This window comes from Pseudomonas sp. stari2 (assembly GCF_040760005.1).
Classification (GTDB): Bacteria; Pseudomonadota; Gammaproteobacteria; order Pseudomonadales; family Pseudomonadaceae; genus Aquipseudomonas.
This window is the reverse complement of the sequence record NZ_CP099760.1, coordinates 881,002-905,310: the sequence shown is the minus strand read 5'-3', so window position 1 is coordinate 905,310 and position 24,309 is coordinate 881,002. Positions and strand designations below refer to the sequence as shown.

The 24,309-nt window shown below is 60.5% G+C and carries 15 protein-coding genes; 7 read left to right on the top strand and 8 right to left on the bottom strand.

Features of this window, described 5'->3' with window-relative positions; translation table 11 throughout:
- Window positions 1–37: 37 nt before the first annotated feature.
- The 4 genes from purH (at window position 38) to NH234_RS03975 (ending at window position 6,589) form a co-directional block, all read left to right on the top strand.
- Window positions 38–1,645, top strand: coding sequence for a bifunctional phosphoribosylaminoimidazolecarboxamide formyltransferase/IMP cyclohydrolase (gene purH, locus NH234_RS03990; protein WP_085732732.1), 1,608 nt, complete (start codon window positions 38–40; stop codon window positions 1,643–1,645).
- Between the two features lie 77 nt (window positions 1,646–1,722).
- Complete coding sequence (purD, locus tag NH234_RS03985; protein ID WP_367255677.1) at window positions 1,723–3,015, top strand: phosphoribosylamine--glycine ligase; 1,293 nt, start codon at window positions 1,723–1,725, stop codon at window positions 3,013–3,015.
- Window positions 3,016–3,117: 102 nt separating this feature from the next.
- Entirely contained in the window at window positions 3,118–5,895 is a 2,778-nt protein-coding gene (locus tag NH234_RS03980) for a hybrid sensor histidine kinase/response regulator (protein ID WP_085732730.1), read from the top strand.
- 97 nt (window positions 5,896–5,992) lie between these two features.
- Entirely contained in the window at window positions 5,993–6,589 is a 597-nt protein-coding gene (locus NH234_RS03975; RefSeq protein ID WP_085732729.1) for a MarC family protein, read from the top strand.
- A gap of 66 nt (window positions 6,590–6,655) precedes the next feature.
- Here the strand turns inward: NH234_RS03975 and NH234_RS03970 are convergent, their stop codons facing one another.
- The 8 genes from NH234_RS03970 to NH234_RS03935 all read right to left on the bottom strand — a co-directional run bounded on the left by NH234_RS03970 (window position 6,656) and on the right by NH234_RS03935 (window position 20,904).
- Window positions 6,656–13,789 (bottom strand): TcdA/TcdB pore-forming domain-containing protein, encoded by a 7,134-nt coding sequence (locus tag NH234_RS03970; protein WP_367255676.1) that lies wholly within the window; start codon window positions 13,787–13,789, stop codon window positions 6,656–6,658.
- Between the two features lie 337 nt (window positions 13,790–14,126).
- Window positions 14,127–15,830 (bottom strand): precorrin-3B C(17)-methyltransferase, encoded by a 1,704-nt coding sequence (cobJ, locus tag NH234_RS03965; RefSeq protein ID WP_367255675.1) that lies wholly within the window; start codon window positions 15,828–15,830, stop codon window positions 14,127–14,129.
- On the bottom strand, window positions 15,830–16,561 hold the full coding sequence (locus NH234_RS03960; protein WP_085732796.1) for a precorrin-2 C(20)-methyltransferase: 732 nt from the start codon (window positions 16,559–16,561) through the stop codon (window positions 15,830–15,832). The genes cobJ and NH234_RS03960 overlap by 1 nt, the downstream gene beginning before the upstream one ends.
- The gene (locus NH234_RS03955; protein ID WP_085732726.1) at window positions 16,561–17,187 is read right to left on the bottom strand and encodes a precorrin-8X methylmutase; all 627 of its coding nucleotides are present in this window, start codon (window positions 17,185–17,187) and stop codon (window positions 16,561–16,563) included. Before NH234_RS03955 ends, NH234_RS03960 begins: the two co-directional genes overlap by 1 nt.
- Window positions 17,180–18,478 (bottom strand): precorrin-3B synthase, encoded by a 1,299-nt coding sequence (cobG, locus tag NH234_RS03950; RefSeq protein ID WP_367255674.1) that lies wholly within the window; start codon window positions 18,476–18,478, stop codon window positions 17,180–17,182. The genes NH234_RS03955 and cobG overlap by 8 nt, the downstream gene beginning before the upstream one ends.
- 130 nt (window positions 18,479–18,608) lie before the next feature.
- A complete protein-coding gene (locus NH234_RS03945; protein WP_367255673.1) occupies window positions 18,609–19,271 on the bottom strand; it encodes a hypothetical protein in 663 nt (220 codons plus the stop codon).
- Between the two features lie 52 nt (window positions 19,272–19,323).
- Complete coding sequence (locus NH234_RS03940) at window positions 19,324–20,139, bottom strand: hypothetical protein (RefSeq protein WP_367255672.1); 816 nt, start codon at window positions 20,137–20,139, stop codon at window positions 19,324–19,326.
- Between the two features lie 177 nt (window positions 20,140–20,316).
- Window positions 20,317–20,904, bottom strand: a complete 588-nt coding sequence (locus NH234_RS03935; protein WP_367255671.1) for a hypothetical protein — start codon at window positions 20,902–20,904, stop codon at window positions 20,317–20,319.
- Window positions 20,905–21,156: 252 nt separating this feature from the next.
- Between NH234_RS03935 and cbiE the strand changes: the two genes are divergently transcribed.
- Genes cbiE through NH234_RS03920 form a run of 3 tightly spaced genes read left to right on the top strand, consistent with a single transcriptional unit; the run spans window position 21,157 to window position 24,183 of the window.
- Entirely contained in the window at window positions 21,157–22,368 is a 1,212-nt protein-coding gene (cbiE, locus tag NH234_RS03930; RefSeq protein WP_367255670.1) for a precorrin-6y C5,15-methyltransferase (decarboxylating) subunit CbiE, read from the top strand.
- Window positions 22,361–23,458, top strand: a complete 1,098-nt coding sequence (locus tag NH234_RS03925; protein WP_367255669.1) for a cobalt-precorrin-5B (C(1))-methyltransferase — start codon at window positions 22,361–22,363, stop codon at window positions 23,456–23,458. Before cbiE ends, NH234_RS03925 begins: the two co-directional genes overlap by 8 nt.
- Window positions 23,455–24,183 carry a cobalt-precorrin-6A reductase gene (locus tag NH234_RS03920; RefSeq protein WP_367255668.1) on the top strand — a complete coding sequence of 243 codons (729 nt, stop codon included), beginning with the start codon at window positions 23,455–23,457 and terminating at the stop codon, window positions 24,181–24,183. Before NH234_RS03925 ends, NH234_RS03920 begins: the two co-directional genes overlap by 4 nt.
- Window positions 24,184–24,309: the final 126 nt, after the last annotated feature.

The window sequence follows — 24,309 nt, the reverse complement described above, 5'->3', positions numbered from 1 at the left end:
TTTTTGCTGACTTCCCTTGCTTTTGATGGAAATTGAGATGACCGACCAGACTACCCGCCTGCCGATCCGCCGCGCCTTGATCAGTGTTTCCGACAAGACCGGGATCCTCGAATTCGCCAGGGAGCTGGAAGCCCTGGGCGTGGAAATCCTTTCCACCGGCGGGACCTTCAAACTGCTGCAGGACAACGGTGTGGCCGCAGTGGAAGTCGCGGATTACACCGGTTTCGCAGAAATGATGGACGGTCGGGTGAAAACCCTGCACCCGAAAATCCACGGCGGGATCCTCGGTCGTCGCGGTATCGATGACGCGATCATGAACGAGCACGGCATCAAGCCGATCGATCTGGTAGCCGTCAACCTGTACCCGTTCGAAGCCACCATCAGCAAGCCAGGCTGCGACCTGCCGACTGCCATCGAGAACATCGACATCGGCGGTCCGACCATGGTCCGTTCGGCGGCGAAAAACCACAAAGACGTGGCCATCGTGGTGAATGCCAGCGACTACGCCAACGTCCTGGAAAACCTCAAGGCCGGCGGCCTGACCTACGCCCAGCGTTTCGACCTGATGCTCAAGGCGTTCGAACACACCGCCGCCTATGACGGCATGATCGCCAACTACATGGGCACCGTGAACCAGGCCGCTGACACCCTCAGCACTGAAGGTCGCAGCGAATTCCCGCGCACCTTCAACAGCCAGTTCATCAAGGCCCAGGAAATGCGCTACGGAGAGAACCCGCACCAGAGCGCGGCGTTCTACGTTGAGGCCAAGCCTGCCGAAGTCGGCATCGCCACCGCGACCCAACTGCAAGGCAAAGAACTGTCGTACAACAACGTGGCCGACACCGACGCCGCGCTGGAATGCGTGAAGAGCTTCGTCAAACCGGCCTGCGTCATCGTCAAGCACGCCAACCCGTGCGGCGTGGCAGTGAGCCCGGACGCCGAAGGCGGCATCCGTCAGGCCTACGAACTGGCCTACGCCACCGACACCGAATCGGCATTCGGCGGCATCATCGCCTTCAACCGTGAACTGGATGCCGAGACCGCCAAGGCGATCGTCGAGCGTCAGTTCGTCGAAGTGATCATCGCGCCAAGCGTCAGCGCAGAAGCCCGTGAAATCGTCGCTGCCAAGGCCAACGTGCGCCTGCTGGCCTGCGGCGAGTGGTCGGCGGATCGCGTTCCGGCCTGGGACTACAAGCGCGTCAACGGCGGCCTGCTGGTCCAGAGCCGCGACATCGGCATGATCAGCGCCGACGACCTGAAAGTGGTGACCAAGCGCGCACCGACCGAACAGGAAATCCACGACCTGATCTTCGCCTGGAAAGTGGCCAAGTTCGTCAAATCCAACGCCATCGTCTACGCCAAGAACCGTCAGACCATCGGTGTCGGCGCCGGCCAGATGAGCCGCGTGAACTCGGCGCGTATTGCCGCGATCAAGGCTGAACACGCCGGTCTGCAAGTCGCAGGTTCCGTGATGGCATCGGATGCGTTCTTCCCGTTCCGCGACGGCCTGGACAATGCGGCCAAGGTCGGTATCACTGCGGTGATCCAGCCGGGTGGCTCGATGCGTGATGCTGAGGTGATTGCTGCTGCTGACGAAGCCGGTATCGCGATGGTGTTCACTGGCATGCGTCATTTCCGCCACTGATTTTCCCGCTTGATCGTGCCCACGCTCTGCGTGGGTATGCAGCCCCTACAGAATTAGCGTCATCCGAGGTTTTTGAAATGAATGTTTTGATCATTGGCAGCGGTGGCCGCGAACACGCCCTGGCCTGGAAAGTGGCTCAGGATCCGCGTGTGCAGAAGGTTTTCGTCGCACCGGGCAACGCCGGCACCGCGATTGAAGCCAAGTGCGAAAACGTCGCCATCGACGTACTGGCCCTTGAGCAACTGGCCGACTTCGCCGAGAAGAACGTTTCCCTGACCATCGTCGGTCCGGAAGTACCGCTGGTTGCCGGCGTCGTCGACCTGTTCCGCTCACGCGGGCTGGACTGCTTCGGTCCGACCGCCGGTGCCGCGCAGCTGGAAGGCTCGAAAGCCTTCACCAAGGATTTCCTGGCCCGCCACAAGATCCCGACTGCCGACTACCAGAACTTCACCGAGATCGAGCCTGCCCTGGCTTACCTGCGTGAAAAAGGCGCACCGATCGTGATCAAGGCCGATGGCCTGGCCGCCGGCAAAGGCGTGATCGTCGCCATGACCCTGGCCGAAGCCGAAGACGCCGTGTGCGACATGCTCGCCGGCAACGCCTTCGGTGACGCCGGTTCGCGCGTTGTGATCGAAGAGTTCCTCGACGGCGAAGAGGCCAGCTTCATCGTAATGGTCGACGGCAAGAACGTCCTGCCGATGGCCACCAGCCAGGACCACAAACGCGTCGGCGACGGCGACAGCGGCCCGAACACCGGCGGCATGGGTGCCTACTCCCCTGCCCCGGTGGTCACCGCTGATGTGCACCAGCGCGTGATGGACCAGGTGATCTGGCCGACCGTGCGCGGCATGGCCGAGGAAGGCAACGTCTACACCGGTTTCCTGTACGCCGGTCTGATGATCGACAAGGCCGGCAATCCGAAGGTCATCGAGTTCAACTGCCGTTTCGGCGATCCGGAAACCCAACCGGTGATGCTGCGCCTGCAGTCGAGCCTGGTGCTGCTGGTCGAAGCGGCCCTGGCCCAGGCCCTGGACAAAGTCGAAGCGCAGTGGGATCCACGTCCGAGCGTCGGCATTGTGCTGGCGGCCGGCGGTTACCCGGGCGACTACGCCAAGGGCGCGACGATCAACGGTCTGGACGCGGCAGCGAACCTGGAAGGCAAGGTCTTCCACGCCGGCACCGCGCTCAAGGACGGCAACGTTGTGACCGCCGGCGGTCGGGTCCTTTGCGCTACTGCCATGGGCACCAGCGTGGGCGCTGCCCAGGAACAGGCCTACAAACTGGCCAAGGCCATCGACTGGGAAGGCTGTTTCTACCGCACCGACATTGGCTACCGCGCCATTGCTCGTGAACGCGGCGAAACTCAGTAATAAGCTACGCTGTGTTTCCGGCAAGGACCCTTGGTCCTTGCCGGACTGTTCCGACGCTGCGCATCGTTATATTCTGGCATCAACCTACGAAGGGATTTCGCCGTGCGCTGGCTCAGGATTGCCATAGGTTTCACCGTCACACTGTTGACCTTGCTCTGCATGCTCCCGGCCCAGGCCGCGCAAGGCAGTGGCTGGTCGGTATTGCTCGACGATCAGGGCAACCTCCAGCTGAGCGACATCCGCTCCGCCCGCTACACCAATCAATTCAGCCCCATCGAGCTTGACCGCCTCACCGCGGCCGAACCCGATGGCGCGCTATGGCTGCGCTTCAGACTGGCGCCCGGCAAGCACGAACAAGTGCTGCGCATTTTCGCTCCCGACCTGTCACACCTCAATCTGTACGTGCTCGATGGCGACAGGCTGATCGAGCAACGGGAAACCGGCACCGTCCAGGCCCAGGCCGAGCGCCCATTGCCGAGCAGCGACTTCCTGCTGCCGCTGCCGCAAAGCGACAAATCCCTCGACGTCTATCTGCGACTGGTCTCCGACCACCAGTTACGCCCGTACATCACCCTGCAATCGGCGGTGATGGGCGCGGCCAATCATAACCAGACGCTGATCTACGGTTTGCTGTTCGGCTGCCTCGCCATGCTGATCCTGCACAACCTGATCCGCTACGCCTACACTCGTTCACGCAGCAGCCTGTGGCTGGCGGTGTGTGAAGGCCTGCTGAGCCTGAGCCTGTTGCTGTTGCTCAACCTGGCCGGCCCCTGGCTGCCGAACTGGCATGCGATCCAGACCCCCGGCGCCTACCTGGCCCTTCTGTTGACCGCGCCGGCCGGCCTGATGTTCGCATACCGCTTCTTCGCCCCGCTTGGCCCACACCCGCTGAACAAGCTGCTGCTGGGCGACATCCTGTTCATCGTGATCTGCAGCCTGCTGCTGTTGTTCGTCAACACCCTGCCGCTGAACATCATCACCTACGCGCTGGTGGCCCTCGCAGGGCTGAGCATGTTGCTGGTGGCGTTCTACCACTGGCAGAAAGGCTACCGCCCTGCCCGCTTGTTCGTCGCCGCGATGGTGGTGTTCAACATCGGCACGCTGATCATTCTCCCGGCCTTGCTGGGGCTGACCCTGGTGGCGCCGCAAGGTCTGATCATGACCCTGATGGGCTTCATCTGCATCAGTGGCCTGCTGATGAGCATCGCCCTCGGCGAGCGCCAGCGCAGCATCACCGAAAGCCGTTTCAGCATCAGCCGCGACCTCGCCGCAAGCAACGCCGAAATCAATGCCAAGGCCGAGTTCCTGGCCAAAATCAGCCACGAAATCCGCACGCCGATGAACGGTGTGCTGGGCATGACCGAACTGCTGCTCGGCACGCCCCTGTCGGTCAAGCAACGCGACTACGTGCAGACCATCCACAGCGCCGGCAACGAACTGCTGACCCTGATCAACGAGATCCTCGACATCTCCCGCCTCGAGTCCGGGCAGATCGAACTGGACGACGTGCAGTTCGACCTCAATGCCTTGATCGACGATTGCCTGAGCATCTACCGCGCCAAGGCCGAACAGCAGAACGTCGAACTGATCAGCTTCATCCAGCCGCAAGTGCCACGGGTCATCAGTGGCGACCCGACGCGCCTGCGCCAGACGTTGCTGAGCCTGCTGGAAAACGCCCTGAAGAAAACCGAAGAAGGCGAAGTGCTGGTGGTGGTCGCCCTCGACGAACGCAGCACCGGACCACGTCTGCGTATTGCCGTTCAGGACAGCGGCCAGCCCATGGATCAGGAAGAGCGCGACGCGCTGATGCATGCCGAGCTGCACAGCAAGCACTTCCTGTCGGCCAACCGCCTGGGCGGCAACCTCGGGCTGGTGATCGCACGGCAACTGATTCGCCTGATGCAGGGCGAGTTCGGCATCAAGAGCGGCGCCACTCAGGGCAGCACGCTGTGGCTGACCCTGCCGCTGGACCCCGATCGCCTGGAGCATCCGACCTCCGATCTCGACAGTCCGCTGCAGGGTGCGCGGGTGCTGGTGGTCGACGACAACGACACCTGCCGCAAAGTGCTGGTGCAACAGTGCAGCGCCTGGGGCCTGAACGTCAGCGCGGTGCCGTCAGGCAAGGAAGCGCTGGCTCTGCTGCGCACCAAGGCGCACCTTCGTGATTACTTCGACGTGGTCCTGCTGGACCAGAACATGCCCGGCATGACCGGTATGCAACTGGCGGCCAAGATCAAGGAAGACCCGAGCCTGAACCACGACATCCTGCTGATCATGCTCACCGGCATCAGCAATGCGCCGAGCAAGATCATTGCGCGAAACTCGGGGATCAAACGCATCCTGGCCAAACCGGTGGCCGGCTACACACTCAAGACCACGCTGGCCGACGAACTGAACCAGCGCAACCGTGGCCAGGCGGTGTTCCAGCCTCAAGCCGCCGGCCCGGCCACGGCCGTCAAAGTCCCTAGCGACTTCCGTATTCTCGTCGCCGAAGACAACACGATTTCCACCAAAGTGATCCGCGGCATGCTCGGCAAGCTCAACCTGCAACCGGACACTGCCAGCAATGGCGAAGAAGCCTTGCAGGCCATGAAGGCTCAGCGCTACGACCTGGTGCTGATGGATTGCGAAATGCCGATCCTCGATGGCTTCTCCGCTACCCAGCAACTGCGGGCCTGGGAAGTCGGCAATCAGCGTATCCGGACGCCGATCGTCGCACTGACCGCGCACATCCTCGCCGAACACAAGGAGCGTGCGCGCCAGGCCGGCATGGACGGGCACATGGCCAAACCGGTGGAGCTGTCGCAACTGCGCGAGCTGATCGAGCACTGGGTGGCCCAGCGTGATCAGCAAAATCGCACGACGGCAAGAACGTCCTGAGCTCGGCGAGCGCTCACCTTCTCGACGGATCTTGCCGTGATGACGCCAGATCCGCCTGATAGACTCCGTTCAACTTTCGTCGGCGCGAGTTTCAATCATGCTCCATGTGTTGTTCAGCGTTTACCTGAAGATGCTGGTGCTCTACAGCCCGTTCTTCGTGTTGTCCTGCTTCATCAGCCTGACCCGGGGGTATTCGCGCAAGGAACAACGGCGCCTGGCCTGGAAAGTGGCAATCGCCACCCTGGTATCGAGCGTGTTGCTGTATCTGTTCGGGCGGGTGATCTTCGACGTGTTCGGCATCACCGTGGATGCCTTCCGCATCGGGGCCGGCAGCGTGCTGTTCATTTCGGCGCTGGGCATGGCCCAGGGCAAGTCGGCGGTTCAGGCCGACAATGTGCAGCAGGACGTGACCATCGTCCCGTTGACCATCCCGCTGACTGTCGGCCCGGGTACGATCGGTGCGCTGCTGGTGATGGGCGTCAGCCAGCCGCACTGGGATGACAAACTGATCGCGATCATGAGTATCGCGCTCGCCAGTTTTACCGTTGGCGTGGTGTTGTATCTGTCGAATCGGATCGAGCGGATTCTTGGCGATCAGGGGTTGCAGATCGTCAGCCGGCTCATGGGATTGTTTGTCTGTGCGCTGGCGGCGCAGATCATCTTCACCGGGGTCAAAGGCTATCTGGTGCCTTGAACCCGGAAACGAAAAGACCGCCGACGGCAACGTCGGCGGTCTTTTTCCGTCAATGCCCGTCATTCTTCAATCGGCGGACTCGACGGTTTTCTGTGCGTTTGCCTGATCGATGAACGCTTTCAACGTCACGCCGTCGGCGTCCACCTTGCGCCCCCTTAGCCAGCGCACCAGTTTCGACACTTGGCACGGGCTCAGCCCCCTGACCTCAAGCATCGCATCACCGCGCAACAGTGGATCACTTACTCCTGCATTCCGCACCAGCACACAGTGCTCGCTGTCGGGGTCGATGATCACCAGGTGATCGTCGACCATCGCCACCTCAAGCTTTTGCGAATCGACCGGAGTCCAGATCAACCGGCTCATGACCAGTGGACGGTCCCCCAGCGGGTAACGACAGTCGATCACCATCAGGTCGAGCTTGCGCATGAGCGCCTCGGACAGGTGCCACTTCATCGAACCGCGCCCCACCCGCAGAACAAGTGTACGTACATCGTCCGGAACCAGTGGCAGTAGATCGTACGCATCCAGGCGCCCTTCGAGCACCAGCACTTCTCCCGTGCGCCGGACATAATCCAGCGGCTTGATCTGGCGCCGGCTCGGGTAGCTCCGAACGACTCGTTCCTGCGGCTCATGGAGCAGAACATTCGTGCGGCGACGGGTTCCGAGCAGCTCGAAATCCTCCGGCAGGTCGGCAGCGGGAATCTGGATCAGCCGTGCGCTGTCGGCGATGTACCACCGAACACTGGAATCTTGCGCGGCGACGGAAAGGAATGGACGATGCGCCTCGTTCGCCAGCAAGGCCTGCAAGTTGCCGATCGGATTGTCGCCATTGGCTGCCAGCCAATCGTGCTGCACACCCGTAATCAGTGGAGGTTCCTGATGCTCCAGTTGCACCACCACTCCCTCCTGCGTCGTACCCACCAGCCCGGCCCCCGCGACCTGCACATCGACATAACGCTGTGCGGTCCACTGTCGCTCTGGTTTGGGAAGCAATGATGCCTGCAATAATTGCGTGCCCTTTCCGAACGCCTGGTCGAGTTGCTTTTGATCGATAAACGCCTGGCGCCAGACCTCGCCGGTCTCGGGTTCGAACAGCCACACCGACTGATTGTCCGGTGTCATGCCGAGCAACCGGATCTGCGTCTGCTGCGCGTCACACAGTAACAAACGGTCGTCCACGTACCACGCGTGCAAACGCGCATCGCCCTGCGCATTGGCAACACCGAAAATCGGGAACTGCTCAACGGTGTATTGCCGGGCAACACCTGCAAGCGCCTGCCACCATTGCTCTCGCCTCTCGAGCCATGGCTCGGCCAGCCCGGCAAAGCGCACTTCACCGTCAATACCGATTTCGAACGTCAATCCATCCTCTGTCCGCGCCTGATAACCCTTGTGCTCGGTCGTGACGTGCGTCAAACGTTCAGGCTGCACCCAGCGGTGCGACCATTGGCTCTGTTCCTGTGCCAGGGTCCGCTGCACCCGACACAGACTCTGGAATTTCCGGTTGTAGATGACAAACACATCGCTGTCATCGGCCAGCGTCAGCAGCATCAGCTCGTTCAGGTTCTGAATCGAATCGGGCCAGCCGCGGGCATGGTGACGATGCGGCACCGGGCGCACAATCAGGTTGTCACGGGTACGAATCCAGGCCATGTCGCGGAAACGCTCCTCAAGCCTCCAGCTGATTGAAACGTAAGGCGCAAACTGCCAGTCGACCGTGGCATACCCCTTATCGGCAGAGAGCGGTTCGAGTACTGCCCACTTACCCAGTATCGGAACCCAGTCAGTCAGAGGCGTGCTGTTATCGAGCAGTGACTCGAATGTCGGCTCAAGTGCACAGGTGACCGAGCTCAGCCACAGCTCACCCTCGTGAATCAAGTAGTTGAGGCGCTCAAGCGTACCGTCTTCATGGGCATACTCCTGCACCACATGCACAACACCCTGACCATCGGCTTCAACGCTGCGAATCGTGCTGGCACCTTTGAACCGCACCATCAATCGATAACGATGACTGAGCAGCCCCGTGTCAGCATCGACCTGGCAAATATCGAATGATTCCGGATCATGGTAAAACGCCGAGCCACCGACCACCACCGACAGCCTGCCCTCATCGTGGAACACCTCATCATTGCGGATGTAGAGAATCCGGTCCTGCGCGGCGTCGTACCAGCCGTTGGTGTAACGCGGCGCCTTGATGCTCTCGAACGGAATCAGGTAATCGTGAATTGGCGTATAGCGCAACGCCAGTCGATGAGCCCGGGCCAGCGCATGCAGATGGTCTTGCAGTAGCTGGTCGTCCAGCCCTTCGGGCGTCCGCTCCTGAAGCAGTTCCAGCGGATGCCATTTGCGGTCGGCGATCCTGAAGAACCGGCCGTTTTCGATCAGCAGGAGTATCTCCGGCGCGATGTTCGCTCTCACCTCGAACTGGCAGCCTTTAATGCTGAACTCCCCGCTCCTGCCGAACACAATGTCCCCCTCGCCGGCCCAGGGGGCGACGATAATCCAGCGATTCTGCTGCACGCCCACTGACACCAGCTCAACGTTCACACCGGGGTTGAGCACCAGCGTGCAGGAGCCTCCTCCACCCTGGATTCGATAGCTGATTTGCTCGTGCCATGGCTTGGGGATTACCGGAACGACCAGTTTGCGTGTCTGCCCATCGAGCGTGACGCTGATCGTGGTCGACCGATAGTCGGGAGACATCCGATGAATGATGTAATGGCTGGGAAACGAGTAGAACGAAAACAGGAACAACCATTGACCATCCGTTTTCTTCTTCTCCAGACGCCTGGCGATGTCGAAGCCCTTGTCATGGCGTTGCGATGAGAACGGCAGGATCTGGTATTCGTAGCGGTAGCAGGTGAGCGGCGTGCACGGCAGGACAATGGCCTGTTCGGCAGGGGGAGCGAACGTCATCTGCGCCGGATAGCCCAGCTCGTTGCTGAGGTTGATGGCCCGTGAGTAGTCGACCTCGAATTCCGGCACGCCGAAATGATCGCGCAGTGGATACAGACGGGAGCTGTCGAGCAACAGTTTGCCGGTACTCAGGTCCACGCCATTGATGATCAGTGCCGGTCGCGGTAGCCAGGCATTTTGCTTATCGCTGTAGCGATACCCGGCACTCTGATGTGCCTGTTCCAGATCCGCAAAAAACAGCCCGATCGCTTTCGCTTCCTCTGCGATGGTTGCAAAGTTCTGCGCCAATGCAGTCACACCGACCGCCAGCCCTCCCAGAATCACTCCTGCACCTCCCAGCACCCCGGCTGCCGTTCCCGCACCGGCGAGTGCGGCGCCAAGTCCGGCGCCGGTCAGGGCCAGACTGCTGGCGTCAAAGGTGAGCTGGGTTGCGAAAGTGGCAATCTCGACGTCATTACGGGCATTCGCCAACTGATAAATATCAAAGCCGACATTGGCCAGCCCCAGCACGGCCCCCACACCCTCGTTGGCCACGTGCCCGGCCACAGCGCCGAGCGCTCTGCCGGTCAACGGCTCGAGGGCTTCACCGACCACCTTCGAACTGGTCCGTGCAATCAGTTTTTCATCGCGCAGCGCGGTTTGCACCAAGCGGACCAGTCCTGCGACATCGACTGCATTGCCATGCACCAGCTGCGCATAGTTGACGTAAGCATGCCACTGCACCGCAGTGGTCAATGTACGGTCTTCGCCCTCACGCCCGCGCAACGCATTCATCAGCGCCTGCACCGCAAACCCGGCATTGAGTGTGTGCACTGCGACTGCATCGGTCGGATCCACACTGCCTTCACGCTTGCGCCCCAGGGTCAAGAACAGCTCTGTCAGGTAGTTCCTGATTCGCAGCAGGCGGCCATCCTGGCTGGTGACATTGACTACCAGGTTGCCACTCTGCGGATCGATCATGCCCACCTGATAGCCTCCCTGAGGCGTCACCTCCAGCGAGTCGAATAACGGCACCAGTGGTTTCGCCGAGTCATGGCCCTCCCGCAAACGCGAAGTCGCATCGGCAATCTGCTCCGCCCACCAATCATTGTCTGCCGACAGCAGTGCACTGCCCAGGTGCGAATTTTCCATCAGCGATCGCCCGTGAGCACTGTTGACACGCTGGCGAACGGACCTGAACGGTTTGCCGGGCAGCGGCTCATCCCTGAGCAACTCGGCCACCTTGAAGCCGCTCGACAGGGCCAGAGCCGCCACTTGTTCACCCTGAACATCGATCAGATCGAACTGTGGCCTGCCAGCGCTACCAAACACGGCGTAATGCCGAGCCATGTCCGTGTCCTTGAAGAATTGCTTCAGGGCCATTGTGAAAATCCCGGGGCTGTCGAATTCGAACAGACCGAAGTTCGGATCGTAGAAGTGATAAACGCTTGCTGCGCCGCTGACGGTTCGAGCGACCAGCATCGAGTGGTTGTCCGAGTTGAGCATCAGGGTTCGGGGGCCGGCGGATTCCTCGAGGCTCGCGACCACCTTGTCCAGATCGAGCCGCCCCAGCGCCGTACCCACCTCTGCGGCGTTCACGCCACGCATTTCTTCCAATGCACCGAGAAACGCAGCCGAGTCAGGTTGCTCCGGCTCAAGTACCGCGAGGAAAAAACGCTCGCGTAACTGGCGGGTCGCAGCCTCGCCCCGCGTGAGGGCAGCACTCATCGCCAACGCCAGCGGAAAACAGCGCCCGGCTGCGGTATCACCCGGCCCGTGCATCAACAGATCCTGAGGCACCATTTTGGCGGTGCCGGCTTCGAACTGATTGAGCACCTGCTCCACCCGTTCCTGTACCTTTTCGCGGTGTTCCTGAGTGGCCAGCCGCTGGATCTGCGCCACCTGACGCCCCCAGTCAAACAGCGTCACAGCGTTGGCCAGCGCACTTTTCTTCAGGCTCAATGCGGTGACCGGGCTCGCCCACAAACCATCCTCGACACTCGCCATCCCCGCCATGAACGCTGGCGTCCGACGCTGATAGAGATGCTGTTCGATCACCGCGTAACGCCCGGACGTCCCGCGCTCGCTGACACTGTTGACCAGATTGTCCAGCGCACTGCTCAGGGTGGAAAAGCTCTGACTGTCCAATGACTCGACGCCCAGCAATGCTCCAAGCGCCAAACGCTGCAAAGGGTTGAGCTGCTCAAGTTGCCAGGAGCCGGCACCAAGACCGATCAAGATTTCATCCAGCCCAAGATTTTGCGCGAGCTGATTTTTTGGGAATACCGGCGGTCGCAGGCGCGTGTCCTGACTGCGGATGGCCTGACGGTCATCGAAACTCAGCGGCAACCTGTCGGCGAATACAACCTTGCCGTCGTGGCCGCTCATCATTGCCTTGGTAAACGGTTCACCGAGGCGCTCGGCCATACGCTGCAACAGCTCGGTATTCAGGACATGTCGTCCTTCGATGAACGGCCAGCCGAGTTCGAATTCGACGGTCGTCTGCTTGAGCAACTCAGTAAGGTTCCCTGCGTAGCGGGCCTTGTATTGGCCGTCGCGCCAGCGTTGCTGCTCAGTCTCGAGCCACTTCTGAGTATCGGTTTCGTTTTCTTTCCAGGAGTGATCCAGCTCCTCTTCAGTGAGCTGATTAACCGTCTGCAGAGGTGCGATGGCCATTTCCCGCCGTGACGCCTGTGCACCCTCGGGCGTTAAAAATGCCTTTTCGAAATCGCCGGCGCCATCCTTGATCGCGACCGGTCCGGTCAAATAGATCGTCCCCTCATTTTTTGGTCGGATACCTTCGTTGTGGTATCCGGCGGCGGCATTCGCCAAATAAGACGCAAAGATGGCTTCCATTCCGGGCAAGTCAAACAAAGGCCCGTAAGACTTTTCCAGCACTTCACCGCTCAGCGTATCCATGGCTTCATGCTCTTGAAGACTGATACCTCTGTCAGTCGCCAACCGTGCGGTGCCATCGATCAGCTCATAGTTGAACCTGAAGCGCTGAAGTACGGACTCAAGTACCGCCGAGCCGGCATGAGCCATCATGTAGGCGTTGCTGATCGTGTTTCCCTTTGCCACCGCGCGCAAAGCGTAGGGTCGGACAAGCAGATCCTGCGGAGGCTGAAACACCTGGGTCAAAGGTGGCCGGCTTTTGGCAAACGCTTGCAGTACCGCGCGATACTCTTCGGGTATTTGCAACAGTTTGTCTCTGTATCGCCCCCGCAACGCTTGTCGACCTGGCATCCAGTCAGGGTTCTGATCCAGCATCAACTGCAAAACACCGAGTCGCGCATCCTCACCAAAGCCGCTGATATCGACACCTGCAACTTCCTTCAGCATCGGTGGCAAGTTATCCACATCGCTGTAACTGCCACCTTCAAAGTGCAAGACCTCTGCTCTTACGATATCCGACGCAGCCGCCAGGTTGCCCCGCATGCGCATTTCCCGCTGATAAATATCCCGCAACTTCAAAGGTATTTCCGACCCTGCCAGATCGCGCACTCGAATGTTACCTCCGACCAGCGCATCGATACTTTCACGGTTCTTAGCTTTCAACTTCCTTAAATCCTGAGCGTTCTGCCCATAAGCACGGTTCAACAACTGCAATCTTGCTTCATCGGCGGATTCGCCTCTCGCAACCGCCGCATCAATGTGTTCCCTCATCTGTTTCTTCAAAGCGATAGCGCGGGTGACATACATCTCGCCCAGAACCTTATCGGAGATGCTGTCGAGGCCTCCCCGCTCCATAGCGTCCGCCTTGGCCGCCTCGACCATCAAGCGATTGGCCTGCCACGCCAGCAACCCATCACTGTCATACCAGACGTTTATCTGGTAACCCTGGCCGGCCAGCACCTGTTTCCAGACATTGATGTAATCACGCTGGATCTCGCCGATCCCGCCGCCGAGCCAGACGAAATGCAGTATCTTCGGAACTTGTGTCGCCGGTATTTTCATCAGTTCGATGCCGTATTGCAGCCGTGCTTCGAAATTGCTCACTCGTCCAAGGATTTGCGTCAGACCGGGAGCTGCCTCGTTATCGGGGCTCGGCGCGGGAGCCTGCTCCACTTCGCGACGTACACGACGCTGACCCAACTCTCCCAACGCCTGTCTGAACAACGCCAGAGGATGCTGCAGCCGCGGTGAATCGAGCAGGCCGATGCAGGCAAAGTAATAACGGATAACGGCATCGTATTGTCGGGTGTTCTTGTACGGCAACAGTGCCTGCTCAAGGTCTGCCAACTTGAACAAATTGACAAACTTTGCATACCCCCTATCAGCAGTATTAACTTTTGCATCTTGCATGAACCGACCTCCTTGAAACGTCCAATTACATACGCACAAAAAACAAGCGCGCACAAAAAAACTAGCCAAAGGAGAAAGTTTCCCATGACAAATAAAACAGTGAAGACCTAGCAATATTGAGCACAAAATTAGTACAAACGAACTTCACAGACAAACTTGAAACCATTCAAGCAATGTCAAAAGAAACATCCAACAACATCAACTCAATATCTTTTACACCCATTAAACATCTACCTGAAAACAGGCCACGCAGAAACAGACAAGGCCGCGAGTTTTCATTCGCGGCCTTGTTATTGACATCCTTGGAGAGAAATAACAACGGATTACAACAGCGTTTTTATCCGGCCGGCTTTTCCCCGTACCAACGCGGCGTATACACCCACTCACCGCCCTCGCTGCGAGGGAAAATGCAGGTGGTGGACGAACCGATCAACACCATCGTGCGCATGTCCACCTGATCCGGTGTCAGTGCGCCCAACGTCGTCACTCGCAGTGTCTGCCCCGGCCGGCCAATATCGCGGCCCAGCACCACCGGCGTTTTCGGCGTGCGGTGTTGCGCGACGATTTCCAGCGCTCGCCCCAGTTGCCATGGTCGGGCGCGGGAGATCGGGTTGTAGAACGCCAACGCCAGATCGGCCTCGGCGGCCAGATCCAGACGTTTTTCGATAATCGACCACGGTTTGAGGTTGTCCGACAGAGACATCACGCAGAAGTCATGGCCCAGCGGCGCACCGGCCTGAGCGGCGGTGGCCAGCGACGCGGAAACCCCCGGCAGGATTTCCAGATCGACGCTGTGCCACGCCGGATCCGTCGACTCATGCAACGCTTCGAGCACCGCGGCCGCCATGGCGAACACGCCCGGATCGCCGGACGAAACCACGATCACCGAACGGCCCTGAGCGGCCAGTCTGAAGGCATGGCGAGCACGCTGCATTTCTTCGCGGTTATCGGTGCAGTGCTGCACTTGATCGTCGCGGAACGGGCCGGCCATACGCACGTAAGTTTCGTAACCCAGAACGTCGGTGGCCCGGGCAAGTTCGGCCTTCACTGCCGGCACCATCAACTCGGCTGCACCTGGCCCGAGACCGATGACGGCCAGACGTCCGCGCGGACGACCGACCTGCGAAACATCCAGCGGCTGTTCGGCTACGGCGATGGCAATTTCGTGGGATGTTGTGATGATTCGAGCGTCCGGGACGGCATGACGTGCCAGCTCCGCAATGTCACTCGTCGACGCAACAAAGCGCAGCGGCACCGCGAGTTCAAGCGCCGCTTCACGCAATGCCGGAATGGTCATCTGAACATCGGCCGCCACCAGACAGGCCAACGATTGAATCGCCACACCGGCCTGCTGCAACGCATCGCGAATCGCACCTGGCAGGTCAGTCATTTCGGAACCGACCGCCACCGCCACGCTGCGCGGATAAATCAGCAACTCACTGGCGCTCGCCACGCGGGCATCGCTGCCGACATGAATCGAGCGCTGCGCCTGCGGATCCTCCGGCAGTTGCGCCTGCTCAAGCCACGGCGCGGCGCCATCGATGCGCACGCTGTGGCCCGCGAGCAGATCGGACACAAAGCGCTTGCCCTGCTCCAGATCGCCGAGGGCATAACCGCCGGGCGGGTTGAGCAGGCAGGTGCCGAAACGCAACTCGCCGCTGGTGGTGATTGCCGCTGCCACTTCAAATGCAGCTGCGATCTCGCGGGCCATGACATTCACCCCACCCAGGCCGCCGAGCAGCGGCACCACGGCGCTGCCGTCTTCAGCCACGGCGAGCACCGGTGGCTCGACGCCTTTTTCCAGCAGCAGCGGCGCCAGGGTGCGGATGACAATTCCCGCCGCGCACAGGGCAATGATCGGCGTGTCCTGTTGATACAGCTCGCGCAGGGTCGCGCCGAACTCGCTGTAAGTCAGTTCGGCGCCTTCGACGCGCCCTTTCAATCCGTGAACCTGTGCGCCCGGATAGACCTGCTGAAGGCGACGGGCCGTGGCCAGTGCGCCCTGACCGAGAATGACGATGGCCGGTGTGGAATGGGTCATCAGCCTTGCCACCGTTCGCCGGGAACAATGATCAGCGAGAAGTACGGCGACGACATCGGTTCGACCTCATCCAGCGGCACGATCTTCTGGTTGGCCATGGTCGCGCGCTCGACGTACAGCGCACGCTCTGCCAGACCCAGCTCTGCCAAAACGTCGCGCACCTTCGGGAAGTTGCGTCCCAGCTTCATGATCACCGCCGCGTCGGCATCGGCCAGACGGCGCTTGAGCTCTTCGTGAGGCAGCACGCCGGACAGCACCGACAGGCTCTGATTGCGATAGACCAGCGGCGCACCCAGCACCGAAGCGCCACCAAGCATCGAGCAAACGCCCGGCACCACTTCAGCTTCGTAACGGCTGGCGAGGCGATCATGCAGGTACATGTAGGAACCGTAGAAGAACGGATCACCCTCGCAGATCACCGCCACGTCGCGACCGGCATCCAGATGCACGGCCACTTCCTCGGCAGCGTCATCGTAGAAATCGCTGATCACCTGTTCGTAGGACAGCGGCGCCGGCAGCACTTCAGTGGTCACCGGGTACACCAGCGGCAGCAGATTCTGCGCGTCCTGCAGGTGCGCCTCGATGATGCCGAACGCGTTGCCCTTCTTGCCCTTGGCCACGAAGTACGCCACCACTGGCGATTCGCGCAACAGGCGCAGTGCCTTGACGGTAATCAGTTCCGGATCACCGGGGCCGACGCCCAGGCCAATCAAACGTCCTTTGGCCTGCATCATTCGATCTCCGTGGCGAGGGCATTGACCGCAGCGGCGGCCATGGCGCTGCCGCCGAGGCGACCCTGCATGATCACGAACGGCACGCCACGGCTGTTGGCAGCCAGCTCGGCCTTGGATTCGGCAGCGCCGACGAAGCCCACCGGGAAGCCGAGGATCAGCGCCGGTTTCGGAGCGCCGGCGTCGAGCATTTCCAGCAGATAGAACAGCGCGGTCGGCGCGTTGCCGATCACCACCACACTGCCTTCCAGATGCGGACGCCACAACTCCAGCGCCGCTGCCGAGCGAGTGTTGCCCAGCTCACGCGCAAGCTCCGGCACGCCGTCGTCGCGCAGGGTGCAGATCACCTCGTTGTTGGCCGGCAGGCGCGCACGGGTCACGCCTTCGGAGACCATCCGCGCATCGCACAGGATCGGCGCGCCAGCGGCCAGCGCATCGCGCCCGGCCTTGCCCGCGCCTTCGGAGAATTGCAGCCCGTCGATGGCCTCGACCATGCCGCAGGCGTGGATCACCCGCACGGCGAGTTTTTCCAGGTCGGCCGGGATACGGGCCAGGTTGGCCTCGCTGCGAATGATCGCGAAGGAGTTGCGATAGATCTCCTGACCGTCGCGGATGTAATCAAGCATCAATGGGGCTCCGTGAGCGGGCGGCGAGCAGGGTCGCGGCCGCTTCGATAGTAAGGTTGTGAGCGTGCAGCGCGCCGAAACCGGGCAGCGCTGCATCGCGAAAATAGAGATCGTAGTGACCGGGGCCGACCGCCAGCAGAGTCACGGCAGCCCGGTGTGCGGCGGCGCAGGAACGCGAGCAGCCGGACAGGTGCACATCCACGGCGTGTGGCAACAGCGTAGCCAGAAGGCGGGCATCGTGTTTGGTATCGGCCAAGCCTTTACCGCAGCCATTGGAGCCGGTGCAGGCGATCAGGTGTGCTAAAGGATCTTCGAAATGGGTCAGCAGGTTCAGCTTGCCCAACTCGTCGAGCACTTGAACCGCATCGGCTTCCCGCACATCGGGCAACAACAGACTCTGCCAAGGGGTGAAGCGCAGGCTGCCGTCGCCGAAGGTTCTGGCCAGTTGTGCGGCGCCACGCAGTATGCCCGGATCGAGGCGGCCGAGCGCCGGTGCGGCACCGACATAGACCTGACCGGCCGATTGCTGAGGATGGATCCCGATGTGCAAACCTTCCGGTCCGGCTTCGCATTGCCACTCTCCGACGGCTTTCAGGCTGATTCGCTGACCGAGCTTTTCCAGGAACACCGGCGCCGGACATTCATCCAGCAGATGGCGCATCCGCGTCTGCTCCGGCCGGGCCAGATCGAGGAACAGCTCCAGCACCGCCACCACCAGCGCATATCCGTCCGCCAGCGCCACGGCAGCCAGCGGTCGATCCGTCGGACAACCCGCCAGGCCGAACGCCAGCAGCGTATCGCCGCAATCATCGAATGCCGACAACCAAAGGTCATGGGGATGTTCGAGCATCGACAGTGCTTCACCGCCATCCAGTTGCACGGCGAATTTGGCGCTCAGCTCATGGAAACGCGAATGGCTTTGCAGGGTCTCGAGGATGTGCCCGGCCAATGGACGGGTATCAAAGCGCATCTGCCGATCGATACCGGCAGCCGGGCTGAGCATCAGGTTGCGCACATCGTCGCCCGCTGCGGTTCGCGGCCCAAGTCCGGCAGCCAGCAGGCTTTCGATCAGTGCGGCGGCCTGGTCGCCGATGCCGCGAATCTGCAGATTGCCCCGGTTGGTCGCCTCGATCGCCCCGCCGGCAAACCGCTCGGCGGCATCGGCCACCGCATCGGCCTGATCGGCCCTGATCGAACCGCCATCGAGCTTGATCCGGCAGATACCACCATCCAGCGCCTGGACAATACGCAGCAACCCCGGGCAAGCCGAGGGGCGTATGGCAGTGGACATCGTACGTTCGTTCAAGGGATGACCGGCTGACAGGCAGCGCTCTGGTGGGCGAAAGGTCGCCATTATGCCTGCTTTGCCTGACAGCATGAAAAGTCTGCCCGTCGGACAACCGATCGCCCCTCGTCAGTGCTCAAGCCAATGCGATGATCTGCTCTTGCCGCCGGTCGCCCAATAGCGCAATCACTTTGTCCCGGGAAAAGACGTAGTCTTCGGGATCAATCAGCGCCTTGTAGCCATCGATGGATACGTTACCCAGCACGTTCGCGGTATTGAATCGGTGGCACAAAAGATTGCCTTCAATGACCTCATCGACTTCGAACGCGATGAACACCGTCGACACACTCAGGTCCCGAGACAGAAGGCTGAAGCCGAACCGCACCCATTTGCCCTCATGCAGGGAGTGCTGGAGCAACACCTCCATTGCGTGCCCGCTCGATGCCTGCATCGACAGCAACGTGAGGCTTGAACCCACGACCTCGTCGGTCGCAGCAGGACCCCACTGGTGAAAGATTCGACGGATCAATTCGGCAAGGGTAAAACTGCCCGGCATCGGCACAGGCAGGCTGGCGTGCGGGTTATCCAGCAACATTGCACCCGTTACTCTCAGTGCGGTCTTGTTGGCCTGATTCCATGAGTCGACCTGGGTGAGATCAGGACATTTGTGCGAGGCGACCAATTGAGCATAAAGCAGCGCATCCAAACCGTCGCACCGGTCCGACTCCAGCAACTCATCTGCGACCAGAACCACAGTACCGGCACATATGAACGTTTTAACACCGACATCTGTATTCATTGATTACTCCTTATAAAAAGCCAGAGGCCCATGCCTCTGGCTTCAATGAATATCAGGCGGCGCCAAACTCATAGCTGAGCGCTTTTTCACGCTCCGCGGTCAGTGCCTTGACGATCAGTGGCTCGACCGACAGGTAGTCTTCTTCGTCCATAGTCATGATGGCGGAGCCGTTATAGATGTCGACACTGGATGCAGTCCACTCGACAAACAGTACCTTGGTCGGTTGCGCCGCAGCCATGTACTGCACGGCCGCGATTGCCATGGTGATCGTACCGTCCTTGTCCTCCAGAGCACTCGACATGCAGAAGTTGCCGCCTTCCGCTTTCTTGGTGTTGCGTTCAAAAACTGTCAGCGCTTGCGGGACATCTTTCAGTGCGTCCATGGTGGTGTCTGCCACGTCCTTGAGTACTTTCAAGACGGCTGCACCCTGACCCACCGCCGCTGTCAGCGCGGTATTGATGATGCTCAGCGCAATGTTGTCCATGGTCAGTTTCGTGGAGGTGGCCTTGTAACGATTGTAAGGCTGACTGAAGGCAAACCAGCCCGACAGTTTCATCAGTCGCATGAATTCGTTGTAACGCTGTTCCTTCTGGCTGGCGGAAGGGTATTTGAGCAAGGACACCAGATCGGCGTACATATACGTATTTTTAACAATGCGCTTGCTGCGCTTGGACATACTTTCGTCAAAACCGGCAATGCCTGTCCCCATAATGGCCGCGTTAAGTTCATCCTTGTCGACCGGGAGTGTCGCGCCAGCGGAAAACTTCATTGCACGCGGAACAGGCCGCGCGGCGATAAAATCATTACACTCTTGAATCAGAGCTACACGTTGCTCCGCGGCAACTACCTGCTTGGTAAATTCGTTCACAACATCCATTCCTTTAATTAAACCAATTACGCCCTCATGGCGTAATCAAAAACTAACAAGCCAAAAAAAATTTATCAAACTCCATAGCATTCTAGACATTTCAAACAACACCGAAAAACAAGAGCGCACTATCACCTCATCAACTCGATTTCCTTCCTCCTCATCTCTTTTACCGCGTCACTCAGGCCAGATCGATGCTGGTCCATTTTTTTTTGAAGTGACCACTAACCGTCTGGATTGAATATCAAGCTTGGACATTGAATGGTCTACCTCCCAGAACAGGTACCTGGAGCCCCAGTTATTGCTCAGCATGCGCACATTGCTGATGACCATTTCCAGTTCCTGACTGGAATTATAAAAGGCAGGAGAAAAGCTAAAGTCGCCCAACTTCCTAGTACTTTGAGTGAGCAGATCCAGCCCTTCAGGATGAGTTTCGAGCAGCTTGAAGGTCTCTCTCATCTGACTGATTTTTCCCCTGCTCAGCAGCGTCGACATAGATTTCGCCCAGATATCGAGAACATTCCCGGAAAAGTTATTTTCCACGACAATTACTGGTGCACCTTGCAATTCCCAGCCTACGGACCAGAGTGTTCCCGAATAAAATTCAAACCAGTCGACCGGACGACGTTGTCTGTCATGACGTAGATCCGCCTGATACTCCGCCCATCGCATGCTGTCCTTGATGTATTGCTTTTCTTGATGACTCACTCCAGAGAAAAAAGCCAACAAGTTGCTTTCCACGACACTGGAACTACTCACTTCCATAAACTGCTCCATAGCCGCCCCGCCTCCAAGTACACACTCACATTTAAACCCTCACATCATAAAAATAAATGACAACATCAAACGCAACCTGAAAAACAGGAAGAACACCGAAACTAACAACAAACAAACCCTCTCAACAAATAACAACTTCGACACTTGATGTCCGAGCCTCGTAAAAATGCAAGGCAGCCAGTTCGAGACAGCCGCGTTATCATGTCGCCCATCCACGAAAAACCCATGATGAGGATCCGCATGACCCCTTGGCTGACGGTTGTAGGCATTGCTGAAGACGGTTTCAAAGGTCTTGGCAAAAATGCCCGGCGCGCCCTGCTGAGCGCTTCGCGGATCGTCGGCGGTCAGCGTCAGCTGGATCTGCTGCCGGTGTGCATCCGTGGCGAGCGCCAGTTGTGGCCAAGCCCGTTTTCGCTGGCTCCGGTTCTTGACCGCCATGGCGAAGCAGTGTGCGTGCTGGCCAGCGGTGATCCGATGTTCTACGGCGTTGGCGCGAGTCTGGCACGGCAGGTGCCGGGGGCCGAGATGCTGATTCTGCCGGCACCGTCCTCTTGCTCGCTGGCAGCGGCCCGACTGGGCTGGCCGTTGCAGGACGTCAGCGTGCTATCGCTGGTGGCTCGCCCGCTTGCGGCCCTCAACGCACAACTGTTTAGCGGCGTGCGCCTGTTGCTGCTGAGCAACGACGGTCAAAGCCCGGCGGCCGTTGCGGCATTGCTGCGCGAGCGCGGGTTCGGCGCCAGTCGCCTGAGCGTCCTGGAACATCTGGGCGGCAGCGCCGAGCGCCGGATCGACGGCACCGCCAACGACTGGAATGACCCGGTCATTGCCGACCTCAACGTGGTCGCCATCGAATGTCTGGCGGATCCAGGCACTCCGAGCCTGTCGCGCCTCGCCGGCCTGCCGGACTCTGCCTTCCGGCATGACGGCCAACTGACCAAACGCGACGTGCGCGCTATCACCCTCGCCCGCCTCGCACCGACCCCGGGCGAACTACTGTGGGACGTCGGTGCGGGCAGCGGCTCGATCGGCATCGAGTGGATGCGCGCTCACCCGAGCTGCCGCGCTCTGGCCATCGAGGCCGATGACGGTCGCCAGCAGTTGATCGAACACAACCGCGATGCGCTGGGTGTTCCCGGCCTGCAGCTGATTCGCGGCCGCGCACCGCAAGCCCTCGCCGGACTGGAACGCCCGGACGCGATTTTCATCGGCGGCGGCGTGACCCGCGAAGGCGTGCTGGAAACCTGCTGGGAACAACTCAAACCCGGTGGCCGATTGGTCGCCAACGCGGTGACCCTGCAAAGCGAAATGACCTTGATGAGCTGGCGCGAACGCCACGGCGGCGAACTGACCCGCATCCACATCGCCCAGGCGCAGCCCCTGGGCGAGTTCGACACCTGGCGCCAGGCCTTGCCGATCACCCTGCTCGATCTGGTCAAACCCCTCGATGCGTGACGAAACCGCCGAACAACCCGCGCCCCTGCGCAGCGGCCTGACCACCGGCAGCTGCGCCACGGCCACCAGCCTCGCCGCCGCGCGCCTGCTGCTCGGCGGAGTGGTGGCGGACGCCGTGCAGATCGTGTTGCCCAAGGGCAAGCAGGTGCAGATGCGCCTGGAGTTCTGTCGGCTGACCGATGACGGCGCCGAAGCGGGAACGATCAAAGATGCCGGCGACGACCCGGACGTTACTCACGGCGCCCTGCTCTATTCCCGCGTGCAACTGATGGCCGAGCCGGGGATTCGCTTCATTGCCGGCAAAGGCGTGGGCACCGTCACCCGCCCGGGGCTGGTGCTGGGCGTCGGCGAACCGGCGATCAATCCGGTGCCGCGCAAGATGATCAGCGATCACCTGACGCTGCTCGCCGAAGAAACCGGCTATCGCGGCGGCTTCGAGGTGACGGTCAATGTCGAGGGCGGCGAAGCCTTGGCGCTGAAGACCATGAACCCGCGCCTGGGCATTCTCGGCGGCCTGTCGATCCTTGGCACCAGCGGCATCGTCCGGCCGTTTTCCTGCGCGGCGTACATCGCCTCGATCCATCAAGGCATCGACGTGGCGAAAACCAACGGCTACCTGCACATCGCCGCCTGCACCGGCAACGCCAGCGAAGACACTATGCGTCGGGTCTACGACCTGCCGGAAATCGCCCTGATCGAAATGGGCGATTTCGTCGGCGCCGTGCTCAAGCACCTGCGCAAGGTGCCTGTGGATAAACTCAGTCTGTGCGGCGGCTTCGGCAAGATCAGCAAACTGGCGGCCGGGCACATGGATCTGCACTCACGACATTCGAGCATCGACCTGCCGCAACTGGCCGACTGGGCGGCGGCGATTGGCGCTGACGACACTTTGCAGCAATCCATTCGCGGGGCGAACACCAGTCAGCAGGCGTTGGCGATGGCCAGTGCGGCGGGTGTTGCGCTGGGCGATGAAGTTTGCCGCCATGCACTGGAATTCGCCCGCAGCGTGGTCCCGGCACAGGTGCAGGTCGAGGTGTTTGCGATCGACCGTCAGGGCGGCATTGTTGGCCGCGCGGGAGCTTTTGTATGAAACGGATCTTGTTGCTGGGCGGCGTGACTGAAGCGTTGGCCATCGCGCGCACTTTGGGGCCGGAACACATTTACAGCCTGGCCGGAGTGGGCCGGGTGCCGACTGATCTGACGTGTCAGGTGCGCGTCGGCGGCTATGGTGGTGCCGAAGGTCTGGCGCAGTTCATTCGCGATGAAGGCATCGATCTGCTGCTCGACGCGACCCATCCGTACGCCGCACAAATCAGCCACAACGCCGCCACCGCTGCGCAACACACCGGCATCCCCTGCTGGGCCCTGCGCCGCCCCGCGTGGCAACCACAACCGGGCGATGACTGGCGTGAAGTCGCCGACTGGGCGGAACTGATCGCCGCCCTCGCCCCCTTCCGCCGCCCCCTGTTCACCCTCGGCCGCGAACCGCTGCAACACCTCGATGAAATCCCGGCGCACCAGTTCTGGACCCTGCGCGCCCTCGACGCCTACCCCGGCAACGAGCGCTGCGAAGTCATCGGTGCCCGTGGGCCGTTTCTGCTGGAGGATGAGCGGGCGCTGTTCGAACGCCGGCAGATCGACGTGCTGATCAGCAAGAACAGCGGCAGCACCGCAACCGAGCCGAAACTGGACGTGGCGCGGGAGCTTGGGATACCGGTGATGGTGTTGAAGCGGCCGGAGTTGGCAGGGGTTGATAGGGAGTTTGGGACGGTTGCTGACGTCATCTCGGCTCTTGAAAAACGTGATCGGGGCTGAGTTTTTTCCTCTCGCGATAGCTTCAGTTGTTGACGCAAGTCCCATGCAATGCAAATTCGAGCCGCTACACTCTCTTGAAAGTGCGCTGCGACACCAAACCGCACGACGCTTTTTTACTTATCGGCC